This is a genomic window from Nonomuraea antri, assembly GCF_013283785.1.
GTDB lineage: Bacteria > Actinomycetota > Actinomycetes > Streptosporangiales > Streptosporangiaceae > Nonomuraea > Nonomuraea antri.
This window is the reverse complement of the sequence record NZ_JABCPZ010000045.1, coordinates 15,353-31,693: the sequence shown is the minus strand read 5'-3', so window position 1 is coordinate 31,693 and position 16,341 is coordinate 15,353. Positions and strand designations below refer to the sequence as shown.

Below are 16,341 nucleotides of genomic sequence, written 5' to 3'. Positions count from 1 at the left end.
GTGCGCGAGCCCGGTGATCTCACACGACGTGCCCACGACCGCCTACCGGGCCGCGGGCACGTCGTGAAGGAGAGGATCCCGGCTCCGCACAGCCAGGCCTACGATCATCAACCCTAATAAGCGTTGGTGAGATCAACCAGAAACGTGAGACCGTGTCGGCATGGTGCGATGGGCCGAACCGGGTGAGCTGGCCGGGCTGGTGTCCGTGGAACTGGCCGCGGACCGGCTGTTCGAGCAGGTCGGCATCGAGTTCCCGCCCGGCACGACGCAGATCGAAGAGGTGGACGATCCGGCGTCCGTGCTGGTCGAGGGGGAGCCGCCGGCCGGGTTCGCGCTCATCGGCTGGGTCGACGGCAACGTCCATCTCGAACAGCTCGCGGTGCGTCCCACGGACATGCGGCGCGGCATCGGCGGGCAGCTGATCACCGCGGTGCTCGACCACGCGCGGGCCTGCGGCGCGCCCGCGGTGACGCTGACGACCTTCAGGGACGTGCCGTGGAACGCGCCCTGGTACGCGCGGCACGGGTTCACCGTCCTGCCGGAGGCCGAATGGGGGCCCGAGCTGCGCGCGCTGGTGGCGCACGAGCGCGAGCTGGGCATCGAGGTGGCCCCGCGCGTGGTGATGCGCGGCTGAACACCGGGGCCGGCGCGGCTACCCTTGGGCGGGTGAGCCGGTTTCGTGATGAGTTGTGGCAGGTCGTGGGCGATGTGTACGACCAGATCCTGGCCCACCCGTTCCTGACGGGGCTGACCGACGGGTCGCTGCCCCGCGAGGCCTTCCGCCACTACGTGGTGCAGGAGGCGCACTTCCTGCCCGACTACGCCCGCGCCCAGGCCGCCTGCGCGGCCCGCTCGCCCGACCCGGCCGCCGTGCAGCGCTTCGCCTCCGACGCGGCCATGACCGTCGCCGTCGAGCACAGCCTGACCGTGGAGCTGCTGGCCGCGTTCGGGCTCGACGAGGCCGACGCGCGCAAGACACCGGCCGGGCCGACGACCGTGGGCTACACCTCGTACCTGATGCGCACGTGCTCGCTGGGCACGTTCGCCGAGGCGCTGGGCGCGATCGTGCCCTGCTACTGGATCTACGCCCGCGTCGGCGAGACCCTGATCGGCCGCTCCTCGCCCGACCCCCTGTACGCCTGGTGGATCGAGACCTACGGCGGCGAGGGCTACCAGGAGACGGTGGCCGGCGTGCTCGACCTGCTCGACGGGCTGGCCCTGGGCGGCGAGGAACGGCTGCGGCTGCTCGACCGGGCGCTGACCACGGCCCGCTACGAGTGGCTGTTCTGGGACGCCGCCTGGCGCCAGGAGGTCTGGCCATGCGGCTGAGAGACCTGGTGCAGGCAGACCAGCTCGCGCTGAAGGTGCTGACCGGGCACGACCTGCTCGACCGCCGGGTGCGCGGCGTGGCCACCACCGACCTGCCCGACCCGGCGATGTTCGTCAAGGCGGGCGAGCTGGTGCTGACCGAGCTCACCTGGCACACCGGGCCCGACTCCGCCCGCGCGTTCGTGAAGAACCTGGGCGAGGTGGCGGCGCTGGTGGCCGGCACCGCGCTCAAGGTGCCGCCGACCGACCTCATCGACGCCTGCGCCGAGGCCGGGCTGCCGCTGCTCACCCTGCCCGTGGACGTGCCGTTCAGCCAGGTCACCGAGCACGTGCTGCGCGGGCTGATCGCCGAGATGGGCGCGCCGCCGCGCCCGGCGTACGGGGCACGCCGCCGCCTGGCCAGCACCCTGGTCGACGGCGGCAGCCTCACCAAGCTCGTCACCGCCGTGGCGGGCGAGCTGGACGTGCCCTGCTGGGTCATGTCGCCCACCGGCCGGGTCATCGTCGGCTCACAGCCGCTGGCGGAGCCGGCCCGGCTGCGGCTCGCGCACACGTTCCTGACCGCCAGGTTCCTGCCCGGCATGGTCACCCAGGAGGACGGGACGGCGCTGTCGGTCTTCCCGGTCAGCAAGGGCGCGCCGCACCGGATCGCCAACTGGTTCCTCGCCTACGCCGGCGAGCAGGTGCAGGGCGAGAACGAGGACCTGATCGTGGAGCTGGCCGCGCTGGTGGCGCTGGAGCGCTCGCGTCTGGAGGCGGCCCAGCGCATCGAGCGCCGGGTGCTCGACCAGCTCCTCGACCTGCTCGACTCGGGTGACGCCGCGCTGCCCGGCGTGGTGTCCAGGCTGCACACGCTGCACGTGGAGACCGAGCACGGCCTGCTGGCCGTGGCACTGTCGGCCGGCGGCGGTTCAGCGGGCGCCGCCAACGGCGAGGTGAGCGTGGCCGTGCTGGACGAGCTGCTGCGGCCGCTCGCGCCCGGCATCGTCACCGCGAGCGGCGGCACGTCCAGCGGCCCGACCGGCGCCCAGCCGGGCGGCGCACCAGGCGCCGAGGAGGCCATCGCGCTCGTCCCGCTGGCCGGCAACACCGTCGAGGAGCTGACCGGGCACGTGCTGCGCGGCGCCAGAACCCTGGAGTCCGGCCTCGGCGACGGCCGCATCACGCTCGGCGTGAGCAGCGTGACCACCGGCCCGGCCGCGCTGAGCAGCCTGATCGAGGAGGCCAGGCACGCCCGCACGCTGGCCGCGCTGAGCGGCGACCGGGTCAGCGTGATCACCGGCGACGACGTCAGCTCGCACCGCAGCCTGCTGGCCGCCATCCCGGGCGAGCTGCGCCGCTCGTTCCGCTCCCGGCTGCTCGGCCGGCTGGAGGCCTACGACGCGGCCAACCAGACCGACCTGCTGGAGACGCTGCAGGCGTATCTGGAGGAGTCCGGCTCCTGGTCGGCCACCGCCGAGCGGCTGCACGTGCACGTCAACACGCTGCGTTACCGGCTCAAGCGCATCGAGGAGCTGACCGGCAGATCGCTCAACTCATGGGACGAGCGGGTGGACTTCATGCTGGCCCTGCGCATGCGCTGAGACGAGGGGCACGTCCGGCGCTCGCCGGGCCTGGCGGTGCGCGCCGAGCCAGGCGACCGCGTAGTCGACCGCGGCGCGCAACGGGAACAACCTGGAGTCGGCCGCGCCGACCCGGCCCCTGCGCACCGCGCCGGTCCGCTCGAACCCCGCGCCCAGCCGGGCGAAGTCGCCGGAGTCGAGGTCGAGGTCGACGAACTCCCGCCAGACCGGCCCGTGCCCGCCGTCGACGACCGCCCGGTAGCTGCGCCGCGGCAGGACACCGGAGAAACGGTATTCGGCCAGGTGGAAAGCGGTGCACGTGTCGTATCCGACGCCGAGCAGCAGGACGCGGGCATCGGCGTCGTAGAGCCTGGCCAGCGGTGAGCGTTCGCCGAGCAGGCAGTCGAAGGCGTGGCCGGACACGATCTCCCCGGCCCGGGCGCCGACGGCGGCGAAGGAGGTGTGCGGGTGGGCGCTGCGGCGGGCGCCGGGCAGCGTACGCACGTGTTCGGAGATCCGCCCCATGCCCGTCGAGGGAGTGTGGTCGGGGTCGTAGGCGGGCATGGCCGCCCGGTGGCGGGCGATCTCCTCGGCGGTCATCCCGGCCACCGCGCGGCGGTAGTGCGGAGAGGTGTCGGAGTTGGCCGAGGTGCCGGTGTTGACCGCCAGCGTGCCGCCGGGCGCCAGGACGTCGAGCAGCGCGGCGGCCACCGTGGCCGCGCCGCCCGCGACCGGGCCGAGGCTGCGCAGCGAGGTGTGCGCGAGCACGACGTCACCCGCGCCGATCCCCAGGGCGGCGAAGTCTCGCCTCAGCCTGTCGTGTTCGATCACGGTGGATGCGGGGGCCTCAGATGGAATTGGAGAAGGCGGCGATCTCCTCGCGGTCGTCGCCCAGGCAGGATGCGACCGCCGCGCGCAGGGCGGCGCTCTCCAGTGCCGTCAGCGCGCTGAGCGAGACGGAGGTCACGTCAATGAGTGCAGAGTTGCCGTACTGCCCGTCATCCATTTCGGCCGTCCGAACATTTATGACGCACCGCGGATGTGGGTGTGCGTCGTGATCGATTGAGGTTACCAAGAAGTCGTCGCGCCCCTAAGGTGATTTTGTGAGAGGCAGGTCCGTCGGGCAACCATCTCAGATGGGCGATGGCCCGATCGTTCGCCGAGCGGAGGATCGAAGTGGCGGAGAACGCGCACTCTTTGCCCACCCGTGAGCCGCAGATCTGGGAGAACGTCCCCCCGCGCAACCCGAACTTCACCGGCAGAGAAGATCTCATGGCCCGGATCAGGGCCGGCATCAGCGCCGTGACGGCCGTCGTGGCCACGCCGCAGACCCTGCAAGGCCTGGGCGGTGTCGGCAAGACCCAGCTCGCCATCGAGTACGCCTGGCAGTTCAGGTCACACTACGACCTGGTCTGGTGGATCCGCGCCGATCAGCCGATCCTCGTGCCGTCGACGCTGGCGTCCCTGGCCCAGCGGCTCGACCTGCCTCCGGCCAACGTCACCGGCGTGGAGCAGGCCGCCAAGGCGGTGCAGCGGGTGCTGGAGAGCGGCACGCCGTACCGGCGCTGGCTGATCATCTTCGACAACGCCGAGGAACCCGAGTTCCTCAAGGACTACATCCCCCGGGGGCCCGGGCACGTCCTGATCACCTCGCGCAACTCGCGCTGGAGCGACTACGGCAACGCCGTCGAGGTGGACGTGTTCAAGCGCGAGGAGAGCGTGGCGTTCCTGCGCAAGCGGCTGGGCGCGGGGCTCTCGGAGTCCGACGCGGACCTCCTGGCCGAGAAGCTCGGCGACCTGCCGCTCGCCCTCGACCAGGCGGCCGCCCTGCAGCGCAGGACGCTGATGTCGCCCGAGGAGTACATCACGCTGCTGGAGCAGGAGACGGGCCGGCTGCTCAGCCTGGAGAAGGCGCCCGCCTACCCGTACTCCATGACGGCGGCCTGGCGGGTGTCGGTCTCGCAGCTGGAGGACCAGATCCCCGAGGCGGTCGAGGTGTTGCGCTGCGCGGCCTTCTTCGGGCCCGAGCCGTTCCCCCGCGACGTGTTCCGCTGGGCCGGCGAGTTCACCGGCAGGCTCAAGCCGATTCTCTCCGACCCGATCCTGCTCACCAGGGTGATCAGCGCGCTGGAGCGCTTCGCGCTGGTCAAGGTGGAGCCCGTGTCGCGGACCATCCAGGTCCACCGGCTCAACCAGGCGCTGCTGCGCGACGAACTGTCCGAGCCGGACCGCCGGGCGCTGCGGCACGAGGTCCACATGCTACTCGCGGGCAGCGCCCCCGGCGACCCGGACGACACCAACCTGTGGAACAGGTTCGAGGAGCTGGCCGCGCACGTGGAGCCGTCCGGGCTGATCAGGTGCCACGAATCCAGGGCACGAGACTTCACCAAGAACTTCATCCGATACCTGTACGTCCGCGGCAACTACGCCTCGGCCCTCGGGCTGGTCCGGCAGGTCATCGAGGTGTGGACGGAGATGAGCGGCGCCCAGCACGAGGACGTGCTGGTGGCCCGTGCCCACCTGGGCAACATCTACCGGGCGCTGACCCGCTACGGCGAGGCGTACGAGGTCGACTCCGAGACGCTCGACCTGATGCGCGAGGAGCTGGGCCCCGACCACGACCAGACCCTGTGGGCGATGGGCGGCTACGCCTCCACACTCAGAGGACGCGGCGAGTTCGAGCGCGCCCGCGAGATCGACGAGGAGTCACACCGGCTGCACGACAGCAGCTACGGCCCGCACGACATGCGGACCCTGCGCACGCTCAACAACCTGGGGGTCGACTGCGTCCTGACCAACGACTTCCAGCGGGCCCAGGACATCCACTACGGCAACTACCGGTACCTGAGCTCGCACGAGGACATCGGCAAGCGCCTGCTGCTCCAGGCGTGGAGCAACCTGTGCCGGGCCGTCCGGCTGAACGGCCAGATCCTCGACGCCGCCGAGCTGAGCCAGGACGCCCACCAGTACGGCGTGACCGCGCTCGGCCCCGACCACCCCGTCACCCTGCAGGCGGCCAAGGAGTCCGCGATCTCGATGCGCCGGGCGGGCCGGCTGGCCGAGTCGCTGGCGGCCATGCAGGACGTGCACGCCCGCATGCGCCGCGCGTACGGCGACGACCACGCCGAGACGATGGGGGCGGCGCTCGGCCTGTCCAACGCGCTACGCCTGGCCGGTGACCTGGAGGAGGCCGAGCGGATGGTGCGCGAGACCCTGCGGCACTATCCCAAGGTGTTCGGCGAGGAGCATCCGTACTCGCACGCCTGCCTGCTGAATCTGGCGTTGCTGCACCGGCTGCAGGGCGATCCCGCCCACGCCAGGCAGATCGACGAGCGGGAGCGCGCCTGGCTGGCCGAACGCCTCGGCGCGCGGCACGACTACGTGCTGAGGTTCGCCATGAACCTGCAGAGCGACCTGGCCGCGCTGGGCGAGTTCGACGCGGCCAGGCGGCTGGGCACCGAGACGCTCCAGCAGCTCAGCGACAACCTGTCGGCCGATCACTACTTCAGCCTCGCCTGCGCCGCCAACCTGAGCATCGACCTGAGGGAGACGGGCGCGCAGCAGGAGTCCGACCGGCTGTATCTCGACACGCTGGCCAAGTTCACGCAGCTCCTGGAGGAGGACCACCCGGACGTCGAGGCGGTGGTGGGGCGCAGGCGGCTCGACATGGACTTCGACCCGCCGCCCCTCTGAGCCCGCAGGCCCGGCACCGCCCTGAGCCCAGACCCGTCACCCGCGTTCCGCGGCCCAGGCCTCGCGGTGCCGCTCGGACCAGCGTCGTGCCAGGGCCTCGGCGGCGGGCGGGACCGGTTCGGCCAGCCAGCCGCCGAGCGTGTGCCGCAGCCCGGTGACGAACCGCGTGCCGGCCTCGGTCAGCTCGCCGCTGTCCAGCAGGGTGCCGGTGACCTCGTGCGCGGCCGCCCGCCAGCGGGCGAACTCCGCCTGCGCGCGCGGCGCGAGCTCGGCGTCCGCCAGGTGCTCGCGCCAGAATCCCGCCACCGCGGCGTGCGCGTAGGCGCCGTGCAGCAGCCCGAACAGGGGACGCGGGTCGGGGCGCCACGGCGCGTAGTAGCGGCGCCCGCTGTCGGGGGCGATCAGGTCGACCACCTCGCTCAGCGCGTTCAGCTTGGCGTGCTGCAGCTCGTGCGCCAGGATGAGCGCCAGGTCCAGCCCGCCGACGGGGTCGGACACCGCGATCGCGCCGAACGTCTCCCGAGACGAGGCGCTGTGCTGGTCGTGCGTGCGGGCGACCACCGGGACGAGCGTCGCGAGCACCGTGGCGAGCTCCGCGGCCACCCCCGGGTGACGCTCGCTCAGCAGCCGCCAGGCCGCGCGCAGGCAGTCGGTCCACCGCTGCCGCCGGTCCGCGTCCAGCCGGTCCTCCGTGTCGTCGCCCGGCCAGCGGCACGGGTCGAGGTCGTCGATCGTCACCGTGAACCCGGGCGCGAGCGGCACGTGGCTCAGCGCCTGCCAGCCGGGCTCGTCGCGCCGCGGGTCGATGCCCAGGCCGGCGACGTCGAGCAGGCCGCTCTCGCCGGCCGGTACCACGGCCACGGAAACCACCTCGGGCGTGCCCGTAGGCGGGAGCAGCCGGCCCAGCCCGGGCAGCACCAGCTCGCCGCCGCTCACCGGCACGTCCAGGCGGCAGGCGACGCCGGCCCGCACCGCGGCGGCCAGCGCCACCGCCGCCAGCCGGCCGGGATCGCCCTGACCCCGGCAGGTCCGCAGCGCCCAGGCGCCGACCGCGGGGTGGCGCAGGCACCGGGCGACCGGCTCGGGCGCGTCCGCCTCGATGCGCGCGAGCACGTCGTAGGCCCGCTCGGCGAGCTTCGCGTGCGGGTGCCCGCGCGCCGCCGCCTCGGCCACGACCAGCCGTACCAGGAGGCGGTGCTTGCTCTCCTGGGCGGCGCACAGCTCGCCCACGGCCCGCAGGCTCTCCCCGCCCGCCGCCGGGGCGGCGAGCGCGGCGAGCGAGGAGTCGGAGATCCGGTGCCGCTGGATGTTCATGCCGTCCCCCGGATCGTGGCCATGTCCCTGGCGCATCTGTCGGCGATGTGGGTGATCAAACGGTAGAGGTCGCGGCAGTAGACCGAGGGCGTGGCGAAGCCGGTGCGCGGATGGAAACGATGCGCGTACAGGCCGCCCCCGCAGGAGGACAGCAGGTCGCAGTCCCGGCACAGCGGCGACAGGGCGTCCACCCCGATCTGCCTGGCCACGATCGAGGGATGCAGCATGGCCCGGTCCAGCGGGTCGGTGAGCACGTGCAGGCGGGTGCGCGCGGCGCCCTGGTAGGCGCTCTTGAGGATGTCCGACTGCTCGATGCTGCCGTCGGTCTCGATCACCACCATGCGGACCGGGGACAACCCCACCGTCTCCGCCCGCGAGGGGCTGCCCATCAGCAGCCGCATGATCTCGCGGAACATGCGGACCTCGGTGTGCATGACCGGGCTCCCGTACCAGCGGTCGAAGATCGGGATCAGCCAGTCGGCGTACGGCGTGGTCGCCGAGGCGGGATCGAGGAAGGGCGGCGGCTCGGCCCAGTTGCCGTGCGGCAGCAGGAAGTCGACCGTCGGCGGATCGAACTCCAGCAGCGCCTCGTAGGTGCGCAACGGGTCGTTGCGTATGTCCACCGTGCACAGCAGCCCGCTGAACAGCTGGTGGTACGGCCCCGCCGTCAGCCGCCGCAGGGACTCACTGACCAGCGCGTGACTGCCCTTGCCCGTGGCGAAGCGCCGATGCCGGTCGTGGGCCTCGGCGTCGCCGTCGAGGCTGACTCCCACCCGGATCTCCAGCGAACGCATGAGCTCCAGGAACGACCGGTCGAGCCGCACGCCGTTGGTCTGCAGGTTGACGTCGACCCGGGTGCCGGCGCCGACCGCCGACCGGACGCCGCGCACCAGGCGGGAGATGAGCTCGGGACCGGCCAGCAGCGGTTCGCCGCCGTGCAGGATGACCTCGATGGCCGGCAGCTTGTGCTGCTCGGCGTGCTCGGCGATGCGCTGGATCGCGCGCTCGGCGATGGCGTCGGACATCCGGCGCGGCTGGGACCGCCAGCTCTGGTCGGCCATCTCGTAGACGTAGCAGTGGCGGCAGGCCAGGTCGCAGCGGCTGTGGATCTTCAGGATGAACTGCTGGAAGGGGTACGGCTTCCAGCCCGTGGCCAGCAGCGCGTCGACGTCCACCAGGTCGGGGAAGGCGTGGGCGGGCGGTGCTGGTGAATCAGAACTTCCTGGCACCGCCCAACTCCCTCACGACTTCCACGGCCAGTCCGGATCTCTGCCAATGGGCTCGGACTTCGTCCTGGTAGTGCAGCAGTTCCTCGAAGAACAGGTATAGCCCATCGATGTCCGAGACTTGCGGCAGCCAGTCGTAGGTGCCGAGTCCGTCCTCCTCCAGCGGTGACAGCAGGCGTGCGGCGGCTCTCAGCTCGTGCGGCGGCACCTCGCCCGGCGCCATCTCGGCGATGCCGGTGCGGTAGGCGCGGGCGAGCGGATGGCTCGGCCCGTGCACGCCCAGCGCGCTCAGCACGGCCTCGGCGGCCTGCTTGGTGCTCGCGCCCGAGGCCAGTTCGAGCGCGCCCGGGTTGGCCAGCGCGACCAGGATGCGCAGCTCGGGCGGCAGGTCGCGGAGCGCGCGCGGCGGCCGGTCGAACTCCGCGTGCGGCTGCTTGCGCGCCAGCAGGAGCAACATCTCGGGCACGCGCTCGCGCCGCCCGCGCAGCACCTCGGCCACGCACTGCGCCGGCGGCCGCGACGACACCGCGAGCCGCTGCCCGATGGCCTGGCGCACGAGTGCCAGCGATTCGACGAGCAGGGCAGACACCAGCCGCTGGTAGCCCTCGTCCGGGTCCTCGTGCAGGGCGAAGGCGTAGCGGATGACGGGGTCGGGCGAGTCCGGGTCGCGCGCGGAACGCAGCTCACGGGCGGCGCGGATGAGATCGCGCTTGGACTCGACAGGCCCGGTGGCCGGGCGCCTGCCGGGCAGCAGCCTGGCGAGGTACCTGTCCAGGCCGCGGTCCGCCCGCTCGCAGGCCTGGCTGAACTCCTCCCAGTCGGCCGCCGTGCGCGCGGCTCTGGCCTCGGCGATGCGTGCGGTGTACTCCTCGCGCCTGACGGGCCAGGCCGGCGCGGGTTCCTCGCTCTCCTGGCGATCGGGGTGCAGCTCGTCCAGCTGCGCGCGCAGGGCCCGTACGGACTCGTCCAGCTCGGCCGGTTCCGGCCGGACCGGCTCGGCCCTGGCGAGCGCGGCGGTCACGTGGGCGACGAGGTCGTCCAGGCCGCGGGAGAACTCCTCGGAGCCGTCGGCGACCAGCACCAGGTGCACCTGCTCACGCAGCCGGGCCAGCTCGGGCGGCGCGACGTAGCCCGTGACCAGCAGCGCGGTGAAGACCGGCCGCCCGCCCGAGCCGGCGGCCCCGGTGGCCGGGCCGGGGCCCGCGAAGATCGCCGGGTTGAGCGCGATCCTGGCCCGGGTGTCCCGGGCGCCTGGCAGCAGGAACACCGGCGCTTCTCCGGCGTCGTCGACGCGCTCGACCGGCACGCCCGCCATCAGCAGCCTGGACTCGACGAGCATGGCCAGGTCGGCGAGGTCGGGGGGACGCGGATGGTCGGACGGCGCGGCCGCGACCCGTCCGCCGTCGATGAGCGCGCCCGGCGTCGTCGCCGCGTAGCTCGCCGAGCTCAGCTGCAGCAGCACGCGGAGGTTGCCGCCGCTGCGGCGCAGCAGCTCGCGCAGGCCGTCGTCGGTGAACGGGGCGATGCCCTGGCGGGCGGGCAGGTAGGCGCCGAGCACCAGCTCGCACTCGCGCGGCGTGAGCGGCAGCAGTCGGCAGACGTGGGTGCCGAGGCGCTGGCGCAGGTCGGGCGGCATCCGCTGCCAGCCCTCCAGGTTCGACAGCAGGAGCAGCATGCCGCCGGCCCGGGGGATCATCTCGGCCAGGCCCTGCAGCACCGCCGCGTTGGCGGCCGTCGAGGCCTCGTCGACGAGGAACTTCTCGCACTGGTCCAGGACGAGCACGAAGGGCCGTCCCGCCCGGGTGACCAGGGTGGCCAGCAGTTGCAGGGCGTACCTGCACATCTGCGGGTCGTCGATCCGGCCGCCCACGCCGAGCGCGCGCGTCGACTCGGCGCTGATCCGCCGGCCGCACAACCAGTCGTAGGCGGCGTCGGAGTAGCGGGGACGCAGCAGGTACGACAGCGCCCGCTGGAACCGGGGCGCGTCACCCGCCACCGCGGCGATCTCCCTGGCCTGGGCCTCCAGCACCTCGCCTTCCTCGACCTCGTGCTCGTCGAACAGATGGAAGACGCGCCCCGGATCGGCCCGCACCTCGGCCGAGAGCCGGTCCCCGGCCTGCGGCCCGACGTGCCGCGCGATCCACTCGACGGCGAGCGCGCCGAGCTGGCGCAGGCACAGGTCGATGAGCAGCTCCTGGGACAACTGCGGCATCAGGCGGCGGTAGGCGGCGACGAAGTCGCCGTCGGTGAACCTCAGGTAGAGCTGGACCGCGCGGGGGTCGGCCTCGTCGACGAAGGCCATCATGTGACGGGCGGAGTGGGTCTTGCCGGCCCCGTGCGCGCCGTACAGGCAGCCCAGGCCGCCGTCGCGGGCCGGCTGCTCGCCGAGTTCGCGCAGGTAGTCGCCGGCCCAGGCCACGGCGCACTGGACGCCGGGCAGCACCGCCGTCGGCGACAGCCTGGCCCAGTCGTGCAGGAGGCCGGGCTGGAAGCACTCCTCGACGGCGGAGATGCCATGGGCGGGGAACGGGTTGCGCGCGGCCTGGTCAGACATTGACCGCACCGAGCCATCTCTCGCGCTGCCACATCTTGGTCTGCATGTACGGCCCGTCGATGCGCAGGTCCTTGGCCTGCGGCCAGGGCTCCTCACCGTCGTACTCGCTCAGCCGGAAGTCGAGCATCATCTCCAGGTAGTGCAGCACCTGCCCGATGGTGTACGGCTGGGCGCCGAAGGTGGTCCTGACGCCCTGCGGGTCGAAGGGCGTGGGCGAGGCGCCGTTCCAGCGCGCGTCGGCCAGCGCCGCGATCTGGTCGGGGGTCAGCGTGCTGAGGTCGACGACGAGGTGGCCGCGCCTGGAGAACCGCTGCCGGTCGGCCGGGGTGAGCTGGGCGGCGTTGGCGTGCCGGTAGGAGTCGACGGTGAAGACCACCACCGCGGCGCTGGTCTCGAACACCGTGGTGGCCAGCATGATCAGGTCTTTGGCCGGCACGCCTTCGTAGCGGATGCCGAAACCGGCGTTGCGGGTGGAGAACGCGGTGGCGATGTGCCGGGCGATGTCCTGCAGGTCGTATTCGTTCATCTGCGTGTTCCGGTCCCTGCTCAGCTCGGCGAAGGCGGGGCGCAGGTCGTCGGGGATCTGGATGCCGTGCGCCGGCATCTGGTTGCGTAAGGACAGCAGCGTCGAGCGGACCAGGCCGTACGCGTCGTGCGTCATCTCGTCCTGGTCGGCGCAGTGGGTGACGAGGACGTAGCCGGGCTTGCGCGTGCACGCCTGCCGGTACAGGTGCATCACGTGGTTGGCCAGCGAGGTGCGCCCGCTGTTGCCCTTCCCGGTGATGAGGAAGAACGCCGAGGCCTCACGGGCGGCCGCCCGCTCCGCGGCCGCCTGGATGACCGCGAGCTCGACGAAGCCCCCGAGTTCGAGCAGGAGGGAACGATCCGACGCCGAGGACAGGGCGTCCAGCGGGCGGTTGACGTAGGGATTCCCGGCCAGCAGGCCGTACAGGTCGTAGCGGTCCCTGCCGCCGGTCATCTCTCACCCGCCGATCATCGTCAGGTAGACGGGCAGCTCCTCGGCGGCCTCGTCGAAGCGGGAGTCGCGGAAGAGCGGTTCCAGGAAATCGTACTTGCCGTGATATGCCTGGGTCAGGGCCTGGATCCGCTCCGGCTGCGGCGCGAACCGCTTCAGGAAGTCCTGGGAATGATCCATCGCCAGCCGGCCCTGATGGACGAGTTCGAGCGCGCGCAGCAGGTCGGGCTGCCGCTGCGCGTCGGCGTACAGATCCGGGCTCTGCACGCGCAGCACCACCAGGCGGGTGACCAGATCGGTCCGGAGCGAGGCCAGGGCCGGCGTGCCGCTCATGATCGCCTCGGTCACCCGTAAGACGTTGAGCACCCGTTTCATCTTGCGCGGGTTGGGCGCCGCGATCTTCTCCAGCAGTTCCACGTGGGTCTTGGGCAGCCCCTCCGTGCCGGACGCGCGGACGAACCTGCTGATGTCGGCCGGATCGACCGGATAGAGGTGGATGGGGAGCTGGATCATCTTGTCGAGGTATTCGTCGCCGACGGCGTAGCCCTCGGGGAAGCCGAAGTCCTTGTAGCGCACCGCCACGCCGCGGTCGACCACGTCCTTGGCCAGGGCGATCACCACGAAGACGTGCCGCAGGTCGAGGAACAGCTTGATCGATTCGAGCACGTCGACGATCTGGTCGGGGCCGCACCTGTCGAGGTCGTCGACGAAGAAGACGATCTTCCTGCCGCGTTCGGCCAGCCGGTCGGCCTCCCGCTGCAGCAACGCGCGCAGGCGGCCGATCTGGCTGTCGCTCTGGCCGCGCATCTCGGCGTACTCGCGGGCCAGCTGGCCGATCTTCTCCATGCTCGCCGAGCCGAGGCCCATGCGCTTCAGCAGCTCGTCCGCGGCCAGGTTGAGCGTGATCGAGCCGACCCGCTTGGCGATGTCGGCGAACCGGCGCCGGGGGTCCTCGGCGAGCGCGTCGTGCAACGCGTTCAGCAGCGGCCGCAACATCTCCGGCTCGCCCCGATGCATCCAGGGGTTGAACCTGACCCGGACGAACTCCTCGCCGTGCTCCTCGAGCAGCCGTTCGTCGATCATTCCCAGCAGGGTCGACTTCCCGCTGCCCCACGCGCCGTAGACGCCGATGGTGAACGGCGTCTCGGTACGGGGATCGGAGATGATCGACACCAGCGGGTCGACGTAGCGATGAAAACGCAGGAGATCGCCGAGCCGGTTGACCGGGGCGTCCGAGAGCATTGCGATATCCGGCATGTTTCCCCTCCACGAAGAGGATGCATCGGGACGGCCGCCTGATAGCGCCGGTTATCGAACTGTGATCCTCACCGGGCGTCGAGGAACTCCGTGACGATACGCGCGAAGTCCGCGGGCTCGTCGACCCAGGGGAAATGGGCCACGCCCCGCTGCATCACCAGCCGGGCGTCGGGGAACAGGCCGGCGAGTGAGCGGGCGTGATCGCGGCAGGGGTGCGCGTCGACCTCGCCGGCGAGCACGAGCACCGGCGCGTCCAGCCGGGCGATCCCGGCCCTGACCTCCTCGGGGGTGACCGGGGAGGGCGCGTAGAACCCCAGGGCGGGCGGCTGCTCGCTGGTCTCGAAGTCCAGCAGGGCGTGCGCGGCGATCTCGTCGTCCCAGCGGCCGTAGAACAGCGGCAGGAACTCGGTGCCCTCCTCGGCGAGGTACGAGGCGCGGGCCTGCTCGTACCAGGGCTCGTGGGCGCGCCTGGCCAGACCCGCCTCCTGGTCCTCGGGCGTGGGCACGAATCCGGCGGCCACCGTGGACGGCGTGATCAGCGCCAGGCTGCTCACCCGCTCGGGGTGCAGCCCGGCGTAGCGGATCGCCACGTTCGCGCCCGCCGAGTGGGCCAGCAGGTCCACCCGGTCCAGCCCGAGGTGCTCGCGCAGCGCCTCCACGTCGTCGGCGAGCCGGTCCCAGCGGTAGGTCTCCGGGTCGGCGGCGGCGTCGGATTCGCCGGTGCCCCGGCCGTCGGCCAGGATCAGCCGCCGGGGGATGCCGCCCAGGTCGCCCAGGTAGCGGGAGGGACGCGCCGGGCCGCCCGGCAGGCACACGAGCGGGCTGCCGGTGCCCTGAAGGTGGTAAGCGAGCTTTGTCCCGTCATGGGCGCTGAAGTGAGGCATAAGGGGATTATTCACGATCGCTCGACGGCACAGGCTCGTCGAAGTGGGCGGGCGGCGCGGGACAGCCGCTGACCGCCTCCACGATCGAGGCCGCGACCTGGTGCAGCTTGACGTTGCTGTCCTGCGAGACGCGGCGCAGGAACGCGAACGCGTCACGGGCGGTGCACCGGCGCCGCGCCATGACGATGCCGAGTGCCTGGTCGATCGTGGCCCGGGTGCTGAGCGCCTGCTTGAGCTGCGCCGCCACCTCACGGGTACGTGCGCCGCCCAGCGCGGTGCGATACAGCACGCCGACGTGGCCGGCCGCCACCCGGACCGCGGTCTGGGTCTCCGCGGCGAAACCGCCGCACCGGCCCGAGTAGAGCGCGAACACGCCGAGCACCCGGTCCTCGCAGATCAGCGGCTCGGCGTAGAGGCTGCGGATCTCGGCGCGCTCCGCGGTGAAGCCGCGCCAGCGCGACTCCACGGCCAGATCGCTGACCTCCACCGGCCGCCCGGTCTCCAGCACGTCCAGGCTGGGGCCGTGGCCGACGGTGGCCTGCAGCTCGTCCAGCCGTTCCGCGCCGGGATGGGTGACGGCGACGGTACGCAGCCCGCGCTCGCCGGCCAGGGCGATGCTGCCCATGGGGGAGTCGGGCATGGCGCGTACGGCGATGATCAGGCTCTCGGTGAGAGCGCGGTCCAACTCCTCGATGATGGGCCGGTCCACGGGACTCCTCGCGCTAGCCGACGGCGAGCCACGTCTCCGGACCACTCGATAGACGATTCTGCCCCGCGGACCGGCCTCGATGCCAGGTCTCAGGAAATATCCGGATAGTCGAAGCCGGGCGGCTGCGGCGGCCCCCCGCTGACGGCGGCCACGATGTCACCGGCGACCAGGTGGAGCTTGCGGTTGCGGTGCTGCGAGGCGACGCGCAGCAGCGAGAGCGCGTGCCCGGCGTCGCACCGCTGCTGGGCCATCAGGATGCCGACGGCCTGGTCGATGACGGCCCGCGTGTCGAGCGCCTGGCGTAACTGCTCGGTGAGCTCGGCCTGTTTGGTGGCGCGCAGCGCGGCCTCCAGCAGGATGCCGACGTGCTCGGCGGAGAGCTGCGCGACGGCGCGGACCTGCTGCGGGAAGCCGCCGGGCGCGTCGCCGTAGAGGTTGAGCGCGCCGCGCCCGTTGCCGAGCGGCTCGGAGTAGACGCTGCGCACGCCTCGACCGGCCACCCGGGCGGAGAAGTCCGGCCACCGGTCGTCGCAGGCCAGGTCGGTGGCCAGCACGGCACGTCCGGTGTCCATGGCCTCCAGGCAGGGGCCCTCGCCGCCGTCGTACTGGATCTCGTCCATCGGGTGGGCCCGGTTGTCGGAGGAGGCGATCGTGCGCGGCCGGCCGTTCCACATCAGCGTCAGGCTCAGCGCCGGACGGCCGGGGATGGTCGCGGCCGTGAGGTCGGTGATGCGGCCGAGCGCCTGCTCCAGATCGTCAGTGGTCAGGAAGGTGGCGGCCAGGTCGTTCCAGGCCGCCGCCAGCGTCCGCGCGTCCATCCGGGTCCCCGTCTCCGAC

13 protein-coding genes are annotated in these 16,341 nt (G+C 72.2%); 4 read left to right on the top strand and 9 right to left on the bottom strand.

Translation table 11 applies throughout. From position 1 onward, the window contains the following. Positions 1 to 160 precede the first annotated feature (160 nt). Genes HII36_RS17380 through HII36_RS17370 form a run of 3 tightly spaced genes read left to right on the top strand, consistent with a single transcriptional unit; the run spans position 161 to position 2,912 of the window. On the top strand, positions 161 to 634 hold the full coding sequence (locus HII36_RS17380) for a GNAT family N-acetyltransferase (RefSeq protein WP_173524237.1): 474 nt from the start codon (positions 161 to 163) through the stop codon (positions 632 to 634). A gap of 32 nt (positions 635 to 666) precedes the next feature. Beyond that, positions 667 to 1,329 carry a TenA family protein gene (locus tag HII36_RS17375; protein ID WP_328807754.1) on the top strand — a complete coding sequence of 221 codons (663 nt, stop codon included), beginning with the start codon at positions 667 to 669 and terminating at the stop codon, positions 1,327 to 1,329. After that, positions 1,320 to 2,912 (top strand): PucR family transcriptional regulator, encoded by a 1,593-nt coding sequence (locus HII36_RS17370; RefSeq protein ID WP_173524235.1) that lies wholly within the window; start codon positions 1,320 to 1,322, stop codon positions 2,910 to 2,912. Before HII36_RS17375 ends, HII36_RS17370 begins: the two co-directional genes overlap by 10 nt. On the opposite strand, the gene HII36_RS17365 is transcribed toward HII36_RS17370, so the two are convergent. Beyond that, on the bottom strand, positions 2,865 to 3,722 hold the full coding sequence (locus HII36_RS17365; RefSeq protein ID WP_328807753.1) for an aminoglycoside N(3)-acetyltransferase: 858 nt from the start codon (positions 3,720 to 3,722) through the stop codon (positions 2,865 to 2,867). The two genes, HII36_RS17370 and HII36_RS17365, sit on opposite strands and share 48 nt — an antisense overlap. Positions 3,723 to 4,034: 312 nt before the next feature. Here HII36_RS17365 and fxsT point away from each other — a divergent pair, with 312 nt between their 5' ends. Beyond that, a complete protein-coding gene (gene fxsT, locus HII36_RS17360) occupies positions 4,035 to 6,584 on the top strand; it encodes an FxSxx-COOH system tetratricopeptide repeat protein (RefSeq protein ID WP_173524234.1) in 2,550 nt (849 codons plus the stop codon). A 36-nt stretch (positions 6,585 to 6,620) separates the two neighbouring features. Here fxsT and HII36_RS17355 read toward each other — a convergent pair whose 3' ends face one another. From HII36_RS17355 to HII36_RS17320, 8 genes are all read right to left on the bottom strand, one after another. Then, positions 6,621 to 7,934 carry an HEXXH motif domain-containing protein gene (locus HII36_RS17355; RefSeq protein ID WP_173524233.1) on the bottom strand — a complete coding sequence of 438 codons (1,314 nt, stop codon included), beginning with the start codon at positions 7,932 to 7,934 and terminating at the stop codon, positions 6,621 to 6,623. Continuing rightward, entirely contained in the window at positions 7,895 to 9,127 is a 1,233-nt protein-coding gene (locus HII36_RS17350) for an FxsB family cyclophane-forming radical SAM/SPASM peptide maturase (protein WP_328807752.1), read from the bottom strand. The genes HII36_RS17355 and HII36_RS17350 overlap by 40 nt, the downstream gene beginning before the upstream one ends. Beyond that, positions 9,111 to 11,678 carry a hypothetical protein gene (locus HII36_RS17345; RefSeq protein WP_173524232.1) on the bottom strand — a complete coding sequence of 856 codons (2,568 nt, stop codon included), beginning with the start codon at positions 11,676 to 11,678 and terminating at the stop codon, positions 9,111 to 9,113. Before HII36_RS17345 ends, HII36_RS17350 begins: the two co-directional genes overlap by 17 nt. After that, positions 11,671 to 12,657 (bottom strand): hypothetical protein, encoded by a 987-nt coding sequence (locus HII36_RS17340; protein ID WP_173524231.1) that lies wholly within the window; start codon positions 12,655 to 12,657, stop codon positions 11,671 to 11,673. Before HII36_RS17340 ends, HII36_RS17345 begins: the two co-directional genes overlap by 8 nt. Positions 12,658 to 12,660: 3 nt before the next feature. Continuing rightward, positions 12,661 to 13,911, bottom strand: a complete 1,251-nt coding sequence (locus HII36_RS17335) for a KAP family P-loop NTPase fold protein (protein WP_173524230.1) — start codon at positions 13,909 to 13,911, stop codon at positions 12,661 to 12,663. Positions 13,912 to 13,979: 68 nt separating this feature from the next. After that, the gene (locus HII36_RS17330; protein WP_173524229.1) at positions 13,980 to 14,795 is read right to left on the bottom strand and encodes an alpha/beta fold hydrolase; all 816 of its coding nucleotides are present in this window, start codon (positions 14,793 to 14,795) and stop codon (positions 13,980 to 13,982) included. 7 nt (positions 14,796 to 14,802) lie between these two features. Continuing rightward, a complete protein-coding gene (locus HII36_RS55705; protein ID WP_217369627.1) occupies positions 14,803 to 15,504 on the bottom strand; it encodes a GAF and ANTAR domain-containing protein in 702 nt (233 codons plus the stop codon). Positions 15,505 to 15,593: 89 nt separating this feature from the next. Beyond that, a complete protein-coding gene (locus tag HII36_RS17320) occupies positions 15,594 to 16,322 on the bottom strand; it encodes a GAF and ANTAR domain-containing protein (protein ID WP_173524228.1) in 729 nt (242 codons plus the stop codon). Between the last annotated feature and the right edge of the window lie 19 nt (positions 16,323 to 16,341).